At 58.2% G+C, this 17131-nt stretch carries 11 protein-coding genes and 1 riboswitch; of the genes, 8 read left to right on the top strand and 3 right to left on the bottom strand.

All coding sequences use genetic code 11. The features are described from left to right. Nucleotides 1–98 precede the first annotated feature (98 nt). Nucleotides 99–1277 carry an MFS transporter gene (locus HFD94_RS22035; protein ID WP_010253833.1) on the bottom strand — a complete coding sequence of 393 codons (1179 nt, stop codon included), beginning with the start codon at nt 1275–1277 and terminating at the stop codon, nt 99–101. Nucleotides 1278–1531: 254 nt separating this feature from the next. Here HFD94_RS22035 and sgrR point away from each other — a divergent pair, with 254 nt between their 5' ends. The 4 genes from sgrR (at nt 1532) to thiQ (ending at nt 6635) form a co-directional block, all read left to right on the top strand. Next, complete coding sequence (gene sgrR, locus HFD94_RS22030) at nt 1532–3193, top strand: HTH-type transcriptional regulator SgrR (RefSeq protein ID WP_010671817.1); 1662 nt, start codon at nt 1532–1534, stop codon at nt 3191–3193. Between the two features lie 35 nt (nt 3194–3228). Continuing rightward, a riboswitch (TPP riboswitch) is annotated at nt 3229–3331 on the top strand. 46 nt (nt 3332–3377) lie between these two features. Next, the gene (gene thiB, locus HFD94_RS22025; protein ID WP_122889270.1) at nt 3378–4364 is read left to right on the top strand and encodes a thiamine ABC transporter substrate binding subunit; all 987 of its coding nucleotides are present in this window, start codon (nt 3378–3380) and stop codon (nt 4362–4364) included. Further along, a complete protein-coding gene (gene thiP, locus HFD94_RS22020; RefSeq protein WP_122889269.1) occupies nt 4340–5950 on the top strand; it encodes a thiamine/thiamine pyrophosphate ABC transporter permease ThiP in 1611 nt (536 codons plus the stop codon). Before thiB ends, thiP begins: the two co-directional genes overlap by 25 nt. Next, a complete protein-coding gene (gene thiQ, locus HFD94_RS22015) occupies nt 5934–6635 on the top strand; it encodes a thiamine ABC transporter ATP-binding protein ThiQ (protein ID WP_167433543.1) in 702 nt (233 codons plus the stop codon). The genes thiP and thiQ overlap by 17 nt, the downstream gene beginning before the upstream one ends. 5 nt (nt 6636–6640) lie before the next feature. Here thiQ and HFD94_RS22010 read toward each other — a convergent pair whose 3' ends face one another. Beyond that, nucleotides 6641–7405, bottom strand: a complete 765-nt coding sequence (locus tag HFD94_RS22010) for a DedA family protein (RefSeq protein WP_010253821.1) — start codon at nt 7403–7405, stop codon at nt 6641–6643. 168 nt (nt 7406–7573) lie between these two features. Between HFD94_RS22010 and polB the strand changes: the two genes are divergently transcribed. From polB to rluA, 3 genes are all read left to right on the top strand, one after another. Continuing rightward, nucleotides 7574–9934 (top strand): DNA polymerase II, encoded by a 2361-nt coding sequence (polB, locus tag HFD94_RS22005; protein WP_029519476.1) that lies wholly within the window; start codon nt 7574–7576, stop codon nt 9932–9934. Between the two features lie 152 nt (nt 9935–10086). Continuing rightward, the gene (rapA, locus tag HFD94_RS22000; protein ID WP_122889268.1) at nt 10087–12993 is read left to right on the top strand and encodes an RNA polymerase-associated protein RapA; all 2907 of its coding nucleotides are present in this window, start codon (nt 10087–10089) and stop codon (nt 12991–12993) included. 39 nt (nt 12994–13032) lie between these two features. Further along, complete coding sequence (gene rluA / locus HFD94_RS21995) at nt 13033–13686, top strand: bifunctional tRNA pseudouridine(32) synthase/23S rRNA pseudouridine(746) synthase RluA (protein WP_010253813.1); 654 nt, start codon at nt 13033–13035, stop codon at nt 13684–13686. Between the two features lie 63 nt (nt 13687–13749). Here the strand turns inward: rluA and djlA are convergent, their stop codons facing one another. Next, on the bottom strand, nt 13750–14559 hold the full coding sequence (gene djlA / locus HFD94_RS21990; protein ID WP_010253811.1) for a co-chaperone DjlA: 810 nt from the start codon (nt 14557–14559) through the stop codon (nt 13750–13752). Nucleotides 14560–14741: 182 nt separating this feature from the next. On the opposite strand from djlA, the gene lptD reads away from it, so the two are divergent. Next, entirely contained in the window at nt 14742–17117 is a 2376-nt protein-coding gene (gene lptD, locus HFD94_RS21985; protein ID WP_010671814.1) for an LPS assembly protein LptD, read from the top strand. Nucleotides 17118–17131 lie beyond the last annotated feature (14 nt).

Genomic DNA, 17131 nt, shown 5'->3' with positions numbered 1-17131 from the left:
CAGCGGCGCGAGGACCGCCAGCCCCTGAGCGGCACCAGACTGCGTTATCACCTGTCGCTTAACTGACTGGCATTACGACATCGGGTCGCCCTTCTTCTTTATACGTCGCGCACCCGTGCCGACATCACCAGCGCCACAATAGCCAGCCCGAATGCCAGCCAGTAAACCGCCTCATGTCCCAGTCGCTCACTGAGCGTGCCCTGAATAACGCCAGCCAGAATCATGCCGGTCGAGATCGAGTTGGTGAACATGGTGGTCGCCGCACCAGGCCGTCCTGGCATCAGATCCTGAAACCACAGCATCCCTATGCCAGCAATAATCCCGACAAACACCGCGTTAAACAGCTGCAACACCATCAGCGACGTGCGGGAATTGAACAGCACCAGCCCCAGATAAAACAGTACGCCAGCCGCCACCGCGATCAGCATTAACCGGCGCTTGCCGATACGCCGCGCGTAATGTCCGGCCAGCAGCATCACCGGGATCTCCAGCCCTGCCGCCGTCCCCATCAGCAGACCGGCCAGCTTCTCGGGCAGGCCCAGCGTGGTGCTGATATAGAGCGGCATATCGATGATATACATAGTGTTGCAGGTCCACATCGCGACTGAGGCCAGGAACAGTAAACGCACATCCCGATCGCGCCAGCCACTTAGCGGCAGCCCGCCGCTTTGCATCAGAGGCTGCGAACGTGGCACCGACGGCACGGTGAACCAGACCAGCAGGATACAGATCAGAAACAGCGCGGCGGCCACCATAAATAGCGTCACAAAGCCGTAGTTCAGTGCCAGCGCGAAGGAGAGCGGCGGCCCAATCACCCACGCCAGCGACAGCTGTGCACGCATCACCGAACTGAACATCACCGCTTCACGCGCCGACTGATCGGCATATTCCCGCGCCAGCGCAAACAGCTGAGGCATTGAGACGCTGGCCAGCGCCGACAGCAGCACGCCCAGCGTCAGCAACGTCAGATAGTGGCGGGTAAAGGCAAACAGCAGCGCATTGACCAGCGCCATCAGGCAGCAGAAGAGAATGATATGACGACGATCGCCGACGCTGTCAGAGCGCTTTGCCACCAGCATGCTCACCACGATACCGGCCACCGCATTGATGGTGAAAAACAGTCCGACCCAGAAGGGCCGCGCCTGCACCTCGCGCGTCAGAAACAGGCTGAGCGTCGGCGCCTGCAGTGCGCCCGCAATGCCCAGCATGAACGAGGCGACCATAAAAGCGAGGTAAACCGGATTGATGCGGCGCTGCCGCGTTAACAGCGATTTCATACCGAAATCCCTTACAGAACAAACAGAGGGGAAAAAAGAAGGGTAGACGATACCGCGCAACATGAAAAAAGCCAGCAGAGATCATCTGCTGGCGGTGTAAATGCACCCTACTCAGAAAAGCACTCCGCTGAACAGCGAAGTCAGGGTCGAACGCCATTCAGTGCTGAATGCCTCCCGCTCTTCCCATAATGCAAAGTTTGCTCTTAAAATAGGGCAAGAAAAACAGAGCGCTTTTCACCGGGAGTTCCTCTTTTATGTCCTCATCACGTCTGAAGCAGCAGTTCATTCGCCTGTGGCAGAGCTGTCAGGGGCAAACGCAGGAGATTACCCTTAGCGAACTGGCTGACCTGCTGCACTGCTCGCGCCGCCATATGCGCAATCTGCTCAACCGGATGCAGGCCGCGGGCTGGCTGATCTGGCAGGCGGAAGCCGGGCGCGGCAAGCGTTCACAGCTTACCTTCTGCTATACCGGACTGGCCCTGCAGCAGCAACGTGCCGAGGATTTGCTGGAGCAGGATCGCATCGATCAGCTGGTCCAGCTGGTGGGCGATAAAAATCAGGTACGGCAGATGATCGCCGCGCATCTGGGCCGCAGTTTCCGTCAGGGCAAGCATATCCTGCGGGTGCTCTACTATCGTCCGCTGCTCAATCTGCTGCCCGGTTCGCCGCTGCGGCGCTCCGAAACCCACATTGCGCGACAGATTTTCAACGGCCTGACGCGGATAAATGAGGAAAACGGGGAAATCGAGCCCGATATTGCGCACCACTGGCAGCAGACTTCCCCGCTTCACTGGCGCTTCTTTCTGCGTCCGGCGATTCGCTTTCATCACGGCAGAGAACTGGAGATGGAGGATGTGCTGGCCACGCTTGAGCGTCAGCGCCCTCATCCGCTCTTTTCCCATATCGAGCAGATCGACTCGCCCGCGCCCTGGACGCTGGATATCCGCTTAAGCCAGCCCGACGAGGGATTACCCTGGCTGCTGGGCAGCGTCAGTGCGATGATCCTGCCGCGCGAATGGCCGACGCTGCACGATTTTGCCCGCCAGCCCGTTGGCACCGGTCCTTACCGGGTGATCCGCAATCAGGAGAGTCAGCTGAAGATCGAAGCGTTTGATGACTATTTTGGTTTTCGCGCCCTGATTGATGATGTCTCTATCTGGGTACTGCCCGACATCAGCGATGAGCTGGTCTATGCCGGTGTCCGTCTGCAGGGCGATGGAGCCGATGAGGTTCAGGAGGAGAGCCGCCTTGAAGAGGGCTGCTACTATCTGCTGTTCGACCAGCGTTCAGAACAGGGACGCAACGAGGCGGTCCGGCGCTGGGTCAGCTACCTGTTTAATCCTATCGCCCTGCTCAATCACGCCGGTGTCGGCTACCAGCGCTACTGGTTTCCGGCGTATGGCCTGCTGCCGCGCTGGCATCACCGGCGCGACCTGACGCCAGTGGAAAAACCGCCCGGCTTAACCCACCTGACGCTGACCTGGTACAGCCAGCACGTGGAGCATGAAGGCATCGCTAACGCGCTGCGTCCGCTACTGGCAGAACATGGCGTCACGCTGGAGACCCGCGAGATCAGCTACGAAAGCTGGTATCAGGGCGAAGCGGAAAGTGATATCTGGCTTGGCAGCGTGAACTTTACCCTGCCGCTGAATTACTCTCTGTTTGCGCAGCTTTATGAGATCCCGTTGCTGCATCACTGTCTGCCGATCGACTGGCACAGCGATGCGGCCCGCTGGCGCGAGAAAACGCTGCCGCTGGCCGAATGGAGTAAACAGTTAGTCGAAGAAGCGGGTCTTCATCCGCTGTTTCACCACTGGCTGCTGCTTGAAGGTCAGCGCAGCATGCGCGGCGTTCGGATGAATACGCTGGGCTGGTTTGATTTTAAATCCGCCTGGTTCGCGCCACCCGCGCTGTGAGGCTTTCGCCCCGGCGCTGAAATGACTAGAATGTGACGTTCTCAACGGGGTGCCGCCTGCCGCCAGCAAGCAGCTGAGAGATACCCGTCGAACCTGATTCGGTTAATACCGACGTAGGGATTTGGGAGGCCTCTGTGCTCAGATCCTTTGCGACTCATCCCCTATTCTCCTGAAGGAGCGCAAAGTGTTAAACAAAGTTCTGCCAGTGCTGCTGTTACTCTCCGCCCCCGTTCTGGCGGCTAAGCCGGTTCTCACGGTCTACACCTACGACTCCTTCTCCGCTGACTGGGGCCCTGGCCCGGCGGTTAAAAAAGCCTTCGAGGCGCAGTGCAACTGCGAGCTGAAATTCGTCACGCTGGAAGATGGCGTGTCGCTGCTGAACCGCGTGCGCATGGAAGGGAAAAACAGCAAAGCCGATCTGGTACTGGGGCTGGATAACAATCTGGTACAGGCGGCGCAGAAAACCGGTCTGTTTGCCGAAAGTCAGGTCGATACCTCGACATTAAAACTGCCCGGCGGCTGGCACAACACCACCTTCGTGCCGTTTGATTATGGCTACTTCGCGTTTGTCTATGACAAAACCCGGCTGAAGAATCCGCCAAAAAGCCTGAAAGAGCTGGTCGACAGCCCGGAAAAGTGGCGGGTGATCTACGAAGATCCCCGAACCAGCACCCCCGGCTTAGGCCTGCTGTTGTGGATGCAGAAAGTCTATGGCGATCAGGCACCGCAGGCGTGGCAGAAGCTGGCGCAGAAAACCGTGACGGTGACCAAAGGCTGGAGTGAAGCCTATGGCCTGTTCCTCAAGGGCGAAGGCGATCTGGTGCTAAGCTACACCACCTCACCGGCTTACCACATCATCGAAGAGAAAAAAGAGAACTATGCCGCCGCGCCGTTTGCAGAGGGCCACTATCTGCAGGTTGAAGTTGCCGCGCAGTTAGCCAGCAGCAAGCAGCCGGCGCTGGCACAGCAGTTTATGAAGTTTATGGTGTCACCCGACTTCCAGCGCACGATTCCCACCGGTAACTGGATGTACCCGGTAATCGACACGCCATTGCCTGCCGGTTTTAGCGCGCTCACTGTGCCCGCCACCGCCCTGCAGTTCTCGCCGGAAGAGGTTGCCAGCCAGCGTTCAGGCTGGATCAGCCAGTGGCAACGCGCCGTCAGCCGCTGATGCCGCGCTGGCTTATCCCCGGTTCGCTCGCCACGCTGCTGTTAATCAGCGTGGCGCTGCTGGCCTTCGGTGCACTCTGGAGCGCCGCGCCAGAGAATGACTGGCGCAGCGTGCTGCAGGATGATTACCTGCATCACGTTATCGCCTTCTCTTTTGGTCAGGCGCTGCTCTCCGCGCTGTTGTCGCTGCTGCCAGCGGTGCCGCTGGCGCGCGCGCTCTACCGACGCCGTTTCCCTGGCCGTCAGCTGCTGCTGCGTCTGTGCGCCATGACCCTGGTGCTGCCGGTGCTGGTGGCGGTATTTGGTCTGCTCACCGTCTATGGTCGTGTTGGCTGGCTGGCGCAGTTGTGCCAGCTGGCAGGGATTGATTACCACTTCTCTCCCTACGGTCTGTCGGGCATTTTGCTGGCGCACGTCTTCTTTAACCTGCCGCTGGCGACCCGCCTGATGCTGCAGGCGCTGGAGAGCATTCCGGCGGAACAGCGTCAGCTGGCGGCACAGCTCGACCTGCGCGGCTGGCACCATTTTCGTCTGCTGGAGTGGCCATGGCTGCGGCGTCAGCTGCTGCCGACCGGCGCGCTGATCTTCATGCTCTGTTTCGCCAGCTTTGCTACCGTGCTCTCACTGGGCGGCGGCCCGCAGGCGACGACCATCGAGCTGGCGATTTTCCAGGCGCTGAGTTATGACTACGATCCGGGGCGCGCTGCACTGCTGGCGCTGATCCAGCTTGGCTGCTGCGTGACGCTGGTGCTGCTCAGCCAGCGTTTCAGCAAGGCCATTCCCGCCGGAACCAGCCAGCTGAACGGCTGGCGCGATCCGCAGGATTCGCGCGCGGCGCAGCTGGTTGATGCGCTGCTGATCCTGCTGGCGCTGATCCTGCTGCTGCCCCCGCTGGCGGCGGTCATCATCGATGGTCTGCACGGCGGAGTGCGCGGCGCGCTGGCGCAGCCTGCACTCTGGCAGGCGACGTTTACCTCACTGCGCATCGCCACCGGCGCCGGTCTGCTCTGTGTGGTGCTGACCATGATGCTGCTGTGGAGCAGTCGCGAGCTGCGCCTGCGTCAGCGCCCGGCGGCGGCAACCCTTATCGACACCAGCGGCATGCTGATTCTGGCGATGCCAGGCATCGTGCTCGCCACCGGCTTTTTCCTGCTGTTTAACGCCACCATTGGTCTGCCGGCGTCGGCGGACGGGCTGGTGATCTTCACCAATGCGCTGATCGCCATTCCCTATGCGCTGAAAGTGCTGGAGAACCCAATGCGTGACGTCGCGGAGCGTTACGGCAGACTCTGTGATTCGCTGGATATCCACGGCTGGAACCGGCTGCGGCTGATTGAACTGCGGGCGCTGAAACGTCCGCTGGCTCAGGCGCTGGCCTTTGCCTGCGTACTGTCGATCGGTGATTTTGGCGTGGTGGCGCTGTTTGGCACTGCCGATTTCCGTACCCTGCCGTTCTACCTTTATCAACAGATCGGTGCCTATCGCGGTGCTGACGGTGCAGTGACCGCGCTGCTGCTGCTGCTGCTCTGTTTGTTGCTGTTCACCCTGATGGAAAAATTACCAGGCCGCCATGCTGACACTGAATAACCTCACGTACCTTTATCAGCATCTGCCGATGCGCTTTAGTCTCAAAGCCACCCGCGGCGAGCGCATCGCGATCCTCGGCCCCAGCGGGGCCGGTAAAAGCACCCTGCTGAGCCTGATTGCCGGTTTCCTGCCGGTGAAACAGGGCACCCTGATGATTGACGGCCAGGAGCACACCCACAGCGTGCCGGCCAGACGGCCGGTTTCGATGCTGTTTCAGGAGAACAACCTGTTTCCGCACCTCAGCGTGCAGCAGAACATGGCGCTGGGATTGCACCCCGGACTGAAGCTGAGCGCCGGGCAGCGCCAGCAGCTTGCAGCGCTGGCCGATCAGGTGGGATTAGGCGATCTGCTGACGCGGCTGCCGGGCGAGCTGTCAGGCGGACAGCGACAGCGCGTGGCGCTGGCACGCTGTCTGCTGCGTGACCGTCCGGTGCTGCTGCTGGATGAGCCTTTTTCTGCGCTGGATCCCGCGCTGCGCGGAGAGATGCTGCAACTGGTGCGTTCGGTGTGTGAAGCGCGCAGCATCACGCTGCTGATGGTGTCGCACAGTCTGGAAGATGCCCAGCAGATTGCGCCGCGCAGCGTGGTGATTGTGGATGGCCGGGTTTACTGGGATGGCGAGACCCGACAGTTACTGTCGGGCGACACGCGGGAGGCCGACGTGCTCGGCATCCCGCGTCGTTAAGCGATTCAGGCGAAGAAAACCTGCCACAGCAGATGACGGAAAATGGGCATCATCGGATGGAACTGAATGCCGACGAAAGCCGCGACGGCAATCACCAGCCCCAGCGGCCCAGCCCAGCGCAGGCGCTCAGGCGGCAGCCAGGCCGATGCCCAGTCGCGACTCTTGCCGCTGCGCCACCAGCGCCAGCATAACCAGACACCCAGCCAGATCAGCAGTGCTGCGCCGAGTAACAGCCATTTAAAGCTGCCGCCCTGCGCGGCTTTGGGCACATCGATCGCCACACCCGCCAGAATACCGGGCAGCAGATAGAGCGGCGGCCAGAGAATGCAGCCGATAATATTTGGCGGCAGGAATTTACGCACCGGCAGCTCCAGCATACCGGCCGCCAGCGGGATCAGCGGACGCGTGGGGCCAACAAAGCGTCCGACCAGAATCGTAAACATGCTGTGCTGATGCAGGGCGTGCTCGGTTTTATCCAGCAGGCCTTTATACTTTTGCAGATACTTCCAGCGATGCAGCGGCCCCTGAAATTTCCAGCCGATGCCGTAGGAAACCCAGTCACCAATCAGGCAGCCCGCAAAGCCCGCCGCCCAGGCCGGGTAAAGGCCAAGTTCGCCACTGCCGACCAGCGCGCCCAGACTGGCCATCATCACCGTACCTGGCAGCAACAGCCCGACCAGCGCCAGCGACTCCAGAAACGTCACCAGCGCAACGGCAAACAGCGCCCACTCCAGGGACTGCGTAATCAGTTGTTGAATCCAGGCTTCCATAATCATCCTAAGTAAAAGCAGAAGGCTGGATTGTCCTGAGCCAGCCACACAGCGTCAAGGCAAGAATTGTAGGACAATGTTGACAAAAGCGGGTGGCGGGAACTGTATAAATATCCATGTTATACTGAAGCGGTTTTCTCATCCTGAAATGCTGAGTCTGGAGAACATCTGAATATGCCCCGTGCAGGTTTTCTGCTCACCCGCCACTGGCGCGACAGCCCGCATGGCACCGAAATTATCCTCTGGCTCGCGACCGATGCGGGCGCGCAGCGCGTGGTGCTGCCGGTGCAGGAGTCCGTCGCGTTTATTCCTGAGGAATTTCAGGCGCAGGTCAGCGAATTACTGAAAGATGAACGTCAGTTTCGGATTCAGTCGCTGGCGCTGAAAGATTTTCGGCGTCGCCCGGTTTTCGGCCTCTACTGCCAGCAGAACCGCCAGCTACAGCGCATTGAAAAACGGCTGCGCGAAGAGGGTATTCCGGTCTATGAAGCCGATATCCGTCCGCCGGAGCGCTACCTGATGGAGCGTTTTATTACCGCGCCGGTCTGGTTTGACGGCGAGCAGCGCGGTGACAGCGTGGTCAATGCGCGGCTCAAACCCCATCCCGACTATCGCCCGCCGCTGAAATGGGTCTCGCTGGACATTGAAACCACACAGCATGGCGAGCTTTACTGCATCGGGCTGGAGGGATGCGGTCAGCGCCAGGTCTTTATGCTCGGCCCGGCCAACGGTGATGCCAGCACGCTGGATTTCGAGCTGATCTATCTCGACAGCCGGCCGCAGTTACTTGAAGCGCTGAACCAGTGGTTTGCAGAGCATGATCCGGATGTCTTAATTGGCTGGAACGTCGTGCAGTTTGACCTGCGGGTGCTGCAAAAGCATGCCGATCGTTACGGCATTCCGCTGCGCCTGGGACGCCAGCATGCCGCGCTGGAGTGGCGTGAACATGGCTTCAAACCCGGCGTATTTTTCGCTCAGGCCAGTGGCCGGTTGATTATTGATGGTATTGACGCGCTGAAATCGGCGTTCTGGGATTTTCCCTCATTCAGCCTCGAGTCCGTGTCGCAGCAACTGCTGGGAGAAGGAAAAGCGATTGATAATCCCTGGCAGCGTATGGAGGAGATCAACTGGCGCTTTGCCAACGATAAACCGGCGCTGGCGCGCTACAACCTGAAAGACTGCGAACTGGTGACGCGCATTTTTCACAAAACGGCGATTATGCCGTTTCTGCTGGAACGCGCGGCGGTCAATGGACTGGCGGTGGATCGCCACGGCGGTTCGGTAGCGGCCTTTGGTCATCTCTATATTCCGCGGATGCATCGCGCCGGGTTTGTCGCCCCGAACATGGGTGATGTGGCCCCGGAAGCCAGTCCTGGCGGTTATGTGATGGATTCGCGCCCCGGCCTGTATGACTCAGTGCTGGTACTGGATTACAAAAGCCTCTACCCGTCGATTATCCGCACCTTCCTGATTGACCCGGTGGGTCTGGTGGAAGGGCTGGCCCATCCTGATGATGCCGATTCGATTGAAGGTTTCCGTGAAGCGCGTTTTTCGCGGCATACCCACTGCCTGCCTGCGATAGTTGAACAGATCTGGCTGGGTCGCGAAGCGGCGAAAAAGCAGAATAATCAGCCGCTGTCCCAGGCGCTGAAAATCATCATGAACGCCTTTTACGGCGTGCTGGGCACCAGCGCCTGCCGCTTCTTTGATCCGCGACTCGCCTCTTCTATTACGCTGCGCGGTCACGCCATCATGCAGCAGACCCGCACGCTGATTGAGGCGGAAGGCTACGACGTCATCTATGGCGACACCGACTCCACCTTTGTCTGGCTGAAGTCGGCGCACAGTGAAGAAGATGCCGCCGCGATTGGTCAGCAGCTGGTGCAGAAAGTGAACGCCTGGTGGCGCGACCATCTGCAGCAGACGCAGGGGCTGACCAGCACACTGGAACTGGAGTATGAAAATCACTTCTGCCGTTTTCTGATGCCCACTATTCGCGGCGCGGAACAGGGCAGCAAGAAACGCTACGCCGGACTGATTCGTGACGCCGCCGGTGAGCGCATGGTCTTTAAGGGGCTGGAGTCGGTGCGAACAGACTGGACGCCGCTGGCAAAAGCATTCCAGCAGCAGCTCTACCACCGTATCTTCCACCGTCAGCCGTGGCAGGATTATATCCGTACAACCGTGGCGCAGTTGCTGGCGGGTGAACTCGACGATCAGCTGATCTACAAAAAGCGGCTGCGGCGTCCGCTGAAAGAATATGAACGAAACGTGCCCCCGCACGTGCGCGCCGCCAGGCTGGCCGATGAGCACAATCGTAAATTAAACCGGCCCTTGCAGTACCAGAATGGTGGCCGGATCCGTTATGTCATCGCCACCGCAGGCCCCGAGCCACTGGAGGCGCGCAGCACGCCGCTGGACTATGACCACTACGTGACGAAGCAACTTCAGCCGGTTGCAGAGGGGATTCTGCCTTTTGTCGAGGGGGACTTTGCTACACTTATTACCGGACAGCTGGGGCTTTTTTGACAGGTGACGAACGTCCTGCCATCCAGTACCATAGCGCCCTTCCTGAAACTCACCGCTCTTAAGTACGCTCCAGGCCTTGTTGTCTGGCGGTAACGCTATTGCCTGAGCTTTGGGAACACCTCTAAAAACGTTAAAATTCGAGCAAAAAATATATGGTTTTTACATTAGGTCAGCGCTGGATTAGTGATACGGAAAGTGAACTGGGACTGGGCACCGTGGTGGCGATCGATACCCGCATGATCACCCTGCTGTTTCCGGCCACGGGGGAAAACCGCCTCTACGCCCGCAACGATTCGCCGGTTACCCGCGTCATCTTTAATCCGGGTGATACCATCACCAGCCACGAAGGCTGGCAGATGCGCGTCGATGAAGTACGCAACGAAAATGACCTGATGACCTATATCGGTACCCGTCTGGATACCGAAGAGAGCGAAGTGATGCTGCGCGAAGTCATGCTCGACAGCAAGCTGGTGTTCAGTAAGCCGCAGGATCGCCTGTTTGCCGGCCAGCTCGACCGGATGGATCGTTTTGCCCTGCGCTTCCGCGCCCGTAAATACCAGAGTGAGCAATATCGTCTGCCAATCAGCGGCTTACGCGGCATGCGCACCAACCTGATCCCTCACCAGCTGCATATCGCCCACGATGTCGGCCGTCGCCATGCGCCGCGCGTCCTGCTGGCCGATGAAGTTGGCCTGGGTAAAACTATTGAAGCCGGGATGATCATCCAGCAGCAGCTGCTGGCTGGCCGTGCCGACCGCGTCCTGATCGTGGTACCTGAAACTTTACAGCATCAGTGGCTGGTCGAGATGCTGCGCCGCTTCAACCTGCGCTTTGCGCTGTTTGATGACGATCGCTATACCGAAGCGCAGCACGACAGCGATAACCCATTTGAGACGGAGCAGCTGATTATCTGCTCACTGGACTTCGTGCGCCGTAACAAGCAGCGTCTTGAGATGCTGGCCGATGCCGAATGGGATCTGCTGGTGGTCGATGAAGCGCACCATCTGGCCTGGTCAGAAGGCGAGCCCAGCCGTGAATATCAGGTTATCGAACAGCTGGCTGAGAAAACCGCCGGGGTTCTGCTGCTGACCGCAACGCCTGAGCAGCTGGGCATGGAGAGTCACTTCGCCCGTCTGCGCCTGCTCGATCCTAATCGTTTCCATGACTTTGCCGCCTTTGTTGAAGAGCAGCAGCATTTCCGTCCGATTGCCGATGCCGTCACCGCGCTGCTGGCCGATAAAGCGATCTCCCAGGAGGAGATGAACCGGATCAACGATCTGGTCGGCGAGCAGGATATTGAGCCACTGCTGCAGGTCGCCAACAGCGACCGTGACGGCAAGCTGGAGGCGCGTCAGGAGCTGATCTCCATGCTGATGGACCGCCACGGCACCAGCCGCGTGCTGTTCCGTAACACCCGTAACGGGGTTAAAGGCTTCCCGAAACGCGAACTGCACCAGATCCGCCTGCCGCTGCCTGCGCAGTATCAGACGGCGATTAAAGTCTCCGGCATTATGGGCGCGCGCAAAAGTGCAGAAGAGCGGGCGCGTGACCTGCTCTATCCGGAGCAGATTTATCAGGAATTTGAAGGCGACAGCGGCACCTGGTGGAACTTCGATCCGCGCGTGGAATGGCTGATGGGCTATCTCACCACCAACCGCAAAGAGAAAGTGCTGGTGATCTGCGCCAAAGCGGCCACCGCGCTGCAGCTGGAGCAGGTACTGCGTGAACGCGAAGGTATCCGTGCAGCGGTGTTCCACGAAGGGCTGTCTATCATTGAACGTGACCGTGCTGCCGCCTGGTTCGCCTCAGAAGAGAATGGCGCGCAGGTGCTGTTGTGCTCCGAGATCGGTTCTGAAGGCCGTAACTTCCAGTTTGCCAGCCGTCTGGTGATGTTCGACCTTCCGTTTAACCCGGACCTGCTGGAGCAGCGTATCGGTCGTCTGGATCGTATTGGCCAGGCGCACGACATTCAGATTCTGGTACCGTGGCTGGAGCAGACCGCACAGGCGGTGCTGCTGCGCTGGTATCACGAAGGGCTGGACGCGTTTGAACACACCTGCCCGACCGGCCGGACAATCTATGACAGCGTCCATTCGCAACTGATCGGCTATCTGGCCGCGCCGGAAAAAAGCGAAGGTTTTGATGCGTTTATCACCGACTGCCGTAAACAGCATGACGCGCTGAAACTGCAGCTGGAACAGGGTCGCGATCGCCTGCTGGAGCTGAACTCCAACGGCGGCGAATCGGCTCAGCTGCTGGCCAATGCCATCAGCGAGCAGGATAACGACACCGGCCTGGTGAACTTCGCGCTCAACCTGTTTGATATCGTTGGTATCAATCAGGAAGATCGCAGCGATAACCTGATTGTGCTGACCCCTTCCGACCACATGCTGGTGCCCGATTTCCCTGGCCTGCCGGAAGATGGCTGCACCATTACCTTCAACCGCGATCAGGCGCTGTCACGCGAAGATACCCAGTTCATTACCTGGGAACATCCGCTGATCCGCAACGGTCTGGATCTGATTCTGTCGGGCGATACCGGCAGCAGCGCACTGTCACTGCTGAAGAACAAGGCGCTGCCGGTGGGGACGCTGCTGGTCGAGCTGATCTATGTGGTTGAAGCACAGGCACCGAAGCATCTGCAACTGACCCGGTTCCTGCCGCCAACGCCAATCCGTCTGCTGATGGATACCAAAGGCACTAACCTGGCGGACAAAGTGGAGTTCGAAAGCTTTAACCGTCAGCTGAATGCGGTAAACCGTCATACCGCCAGTAAACTGGTGAATGCGGTGCAGCAGGATGTGCATGCGATTCTGACCCAGGGCGAAGAGAGCGTGGTCAGCGAAGCGCGTGCGGTGATTGATGCAGCGCGTGCCGAAGCGAACGAGAAGCTGGGCGCAGAACTCTCCCGTCTCAACGCGCTGAAAGCGGTGAATCCGAACATCCGTGACGATGAAGTTGAGGCGCTGGAAAGCAACCGTGAACAGGTGCTGGAAAGTCTCGATCAGGCCAACTGGCGTCTCGACGCGCTGCGCCTGATTGTGGTGACACACCAGTAAGCTCAGGGGCCGCATGGCCCCTTATTTTTGGAAAGCCCCATGGAACCTTACAATCCACCGCGTGAACCCTGGCTGCACATCCTTTATCAGGATGCGCACATCATGGTGGTGAACAAACCCAGCGGTCTGCTCTCGGTACCCGGTCGGCTGGACGAACATAAAGATAGCGTGATGACGCGGGTTCAGCGTGATTTTCCGCAGGCTGAATCTGTCCACCGACTGGATATGGCGACCAGCGGCGTGATGGTCGTGGCGCTGACTAAGGCTGCTGAGCGCGAGCTGAAACGACAGTTCCGTGAGCGGGAGCCTTCCAAGACCTACGTGGCCTGCATCTGGGGTCATCCGGCGAAGGAAGAGGGATTGGTTGATCTGCCGCTGATTTGCGACTGGCCAAATCGTCCGAAGCAGATGGTCTGCTTCGAGACCGGCAAAGCCGCGCAGACGGAATATCAGGTGCTGGAATATCGTGCGGATAACAGTGCGCGTGTTTCGCTGAAACCGATTACCGGCCGCTCACACCAGCTGCGGGTGCATATGCTGGCGCTGGGCCATCCGATTCTGGGGGATAACTTCTATGCGCATCCGGAGGCCAAAGCGATGGCGCCCCGTTTACTGCTACATGCGGAGTCACTGACCATTACCCATCCGGCATTTGGTAATGCCATGACGTTTCGTCAGCCCGCCGATTTTTAAGGTTTACTGCTCGCCTGTCGCCGTGGCCTCCTCTGTTGCAGAAGCGGCCACGGAACATGGTGTTTACTTAAAGCCTTTTTCTTTGCGAATCAGATCGTACGCCGCCTGGATTTCCTGGGCTTTCTGCTTCGCCATCTCCATCATCTCTGGCGGCAACCCTTTCGCTACCAGCTTGTCAGGATGATGTTCGCTCATGAGTTTGCGGTAGGCGCGTTTGATGGTGGTGGCGTCGTCGCTGCTCTTCACACCCAGCACGCTACAGGCATCTTCCAGCGTTGGCCCGCGTTGCGCCTGCTGAAAACCGCCTGAACTGCGCTGACCACCGCCAAACTGCTGGCCACCTTCCATCATGCGCAGGAACTGATCAAACTGACCGCGTGAAATGCCCAGCTCTTCGGCAATCACATAGAGCACCTGTCGCTCATTAGGATGCAGTGAACCGTCGGCAAAGGCGGCCTGAATCTGGATCTCCAGGAACATCCGAATCAGATCAAACCGGCCAAAACAGGCGCTGCGCAGTTCACGCAGTTTGCTGCGTAACGGATAATCCGCCTGCTTGCCTTCGCGGAACGCGCGCTGGGCAGCCGTGCGAGAGTCACCGTGCAGTTGCATCCGCTCCATTAACAGCGAAGCAATCTGAATATCCGCTTCCGTGACGCGCCCTTTTGACTTGGTCAGATGGCCCATCACCTGAAAGGTGGTGCTGAAAAACAGCGTCTGTCGGGTCTGATTATTTGAGAAGTAAGCCTTGCCTTGCGCGCCGCGTACTTTGTCAATCATATGGCCAATGATCAAACCGATCACAATACCCCAAAAGCCTGCGCCGGAAAGTAATCCCACCGCCAGACCCACAACTTTTCCCCAGTAGCGCATAAACTCCTCAATTCGCCATGCTTGCGGCTGAAAATTGCATTATCATACCTGTCATTTATCTCAGCGCCTAACGGCAACGCTGACTGACCAGGATTAACACTGGCGCAACGCCGGGCAGTAAGTTAGTCTCTGACCCGATTGTCGGCATGATGCCAGTTTTCATGGAATTCTCGATACCGCGTATGAAAAAACATATACCTACCCTGCTGGCCACACTGATCGGCGCAGCCATTAGCCAGCAAGCCTTTGCCGACGATTTGATGTCGCAGTGTATGTTAGGCGTGCCGAGTTATAACCGCCCGCTGGTGAATGGCGATACGAATCAGATGCCCGTCACCATTCACTCCGACGCCGCCAAAGGGAACTATCCCAACGATGCGGTATTCACCGGTAATGTGAATATTGAACAGGGCAACAGCCGTATGCAGGCGGATGAAGTCCAGCTTCATCAGCGTCAGCAGGAAGGCCAGACCGCGCCCGTACGTACCGTCGATGCGCTGGGTAATGTGCACTACGATGACAATCAGGTCATCCTGAAAGGTCCGAAAGCCTGGTCAAACCTCAACAGCAAAGATACCAACGTCTGGAATGGTCAGTACCAGATGGTAGATCGTCAGGGACGCGGCGTCGCAGATCAGATGAAGCTGCGCGGCGATAACCGCTACACCATTCTGGAAAACGGTACCTTTACCTCCTGTCTGCCCGGCTCCAACAGCTGGAGCGTGGTGGGTTCAGAGGTCATCCAGGATCGCGAAGAGGAAGTGGCGGAGATCTGGAATGCCCGCTTTAAAATCGGTTCCGTTCCGGTGTTCTACAGCCCCTATCTGCAGTTACCGATTGGCGATCGTCGCCGCTCCGGTTTCCTGATCCCGAATGCAAAATATGGCAGCAACAATGGCTTTGAGTTCACGCTGCCCTATTACTGGAACATCGCGCCGCAGGCCGATGCGACCATTACGCCGCACTACATGAGTAAGCGCGGCATGCAGTTTGAAAACGAATTCCGTTATCTGACCACGCTGGGTGCGGGTCTGGTTGAATTCGACTACCTCGGCTCGGACAAACAGTACGATAATGACAAAGCGGTGCGCGGCATTGCCGAAAATGACAGCTCCGATCGCTGGCTGTTCTACTGGCGGCATGCCGGTGTCTATGACCAGAACTGGCGTTTCAACGCGGACTACACCAAGGTCAGCGATAAGTACTACTTCAACGATCTCGACTCGAAGTACTACAGCTCGACCGACAACTACGCCACGCAGAAATTCAGCATCGGCTATGCGGACACCAACTGGGACGCTACGCTCTCCACCAAAGATTTCCAGGTGTTCGGCGATACCACCAGCAATAACGTCTACCGCGCCATGCCGCAGCTGGACGTCAATCTCTATCAGAACGATATTGGCCCGTTTGATGGCCGGGTTTATGCCCAGGCGGTGAAGTTCACCAACGTCAGCAGCCGCTATCCCGAAGCGACCCGTTTACATGTTGAGCCAACGCTGAACCTGCCGCTGTCAAACGGCTGGGCCAGCCTGGATACCGAAGCGAAGTTCCTGGCGACCCACTATCAGCAGACTGACGTTGATTTCTATAACAACGCTGCCAATGGTCTCAGGGGTGATAAGAGCGGCGAACTGGATGAGTCTGTCAACCGCACCCTGCCGCAATTTAAAGTTGATGGCCGTCTGGTGTTTGACCGCGATATGAACTCGGCGGTGGGTTATACCCAGACGCTGGAACCGCGCGTGCAGTACCTTTATATCCCGTATCGTAATCAGAGCAATATCTATCCGTACGACTCAACGTTGCTGCAAACCGACTACACCGGTCTGTTCCGCGATCGTACTTATAGCGGCCTGGATCGCATCGCTTCCGCCAATGAAGTGGCTACCGGCGTCACCTCGCGTATTTATGATAACGATCTGGTTGAACGTTTTAACGTTTCTGTAGGTCAAATCTACTCGTTTACCCCTTCTCGTACTGGTGTGAATCAAACCAGTAAAGAAGATGATACCGGCAGCCTGATCTGGGCTGGCGATACATACTGGAAAATCAGCGATCGCTGGGGCGTCCGTGGTGGGCTGCAATATGACACCAAACTCGACAACGTCTCCCAGGGCAATACCGTACTGGAATACCGTCGTGATGCCGACCGCATGGTGCAGCTGAGCTACCGTTACAGCAGCCCGGAGTATGTTGCGACCGCGCTGAACGATAGCAGCCTGGTCACGAATCCTATCTACAAAAATGGGATTTCACAGGTAGGTACTACGGCCAGCTGGCCGATTGCCGACGCATGGTCTGTGGTAGGCGCTTACTACTACGATACCCGCAACACGCGTCCGGCTTCACAACTGGTTGGCCTGCAATACAGCTCATGCTGTTACGCTATCCGGGTCGGTTATGAACGCAAAATTAACGGTTGGGAAAACAACGACAGTAAGTATGACAACCAAATCTCATTCAACATTGAGCTGCGTGGTCTGAGTCCGAACTATGGCTTAGGCACCAACGATATGCTGCGTCAGGGCATTATCCCTTACCAGCCTGCTTTCTGATGTTGTGATGTTTG

It is taken from the genome of Pantoea sp. EKM20T, assembly GCF_011800485.1.
GTDB classification, from domain to species: Bacteria; Pseudomonadota; Gammaproteobacteria; order Enterobacterales; family Enterobacteriaceae; genus Pantoea; species Pantoea agglomerans.
Note: the sequence above shows the minus strand (reverse complement) of the source record. Positions and strands in the feature narration are given on the sequence as shown.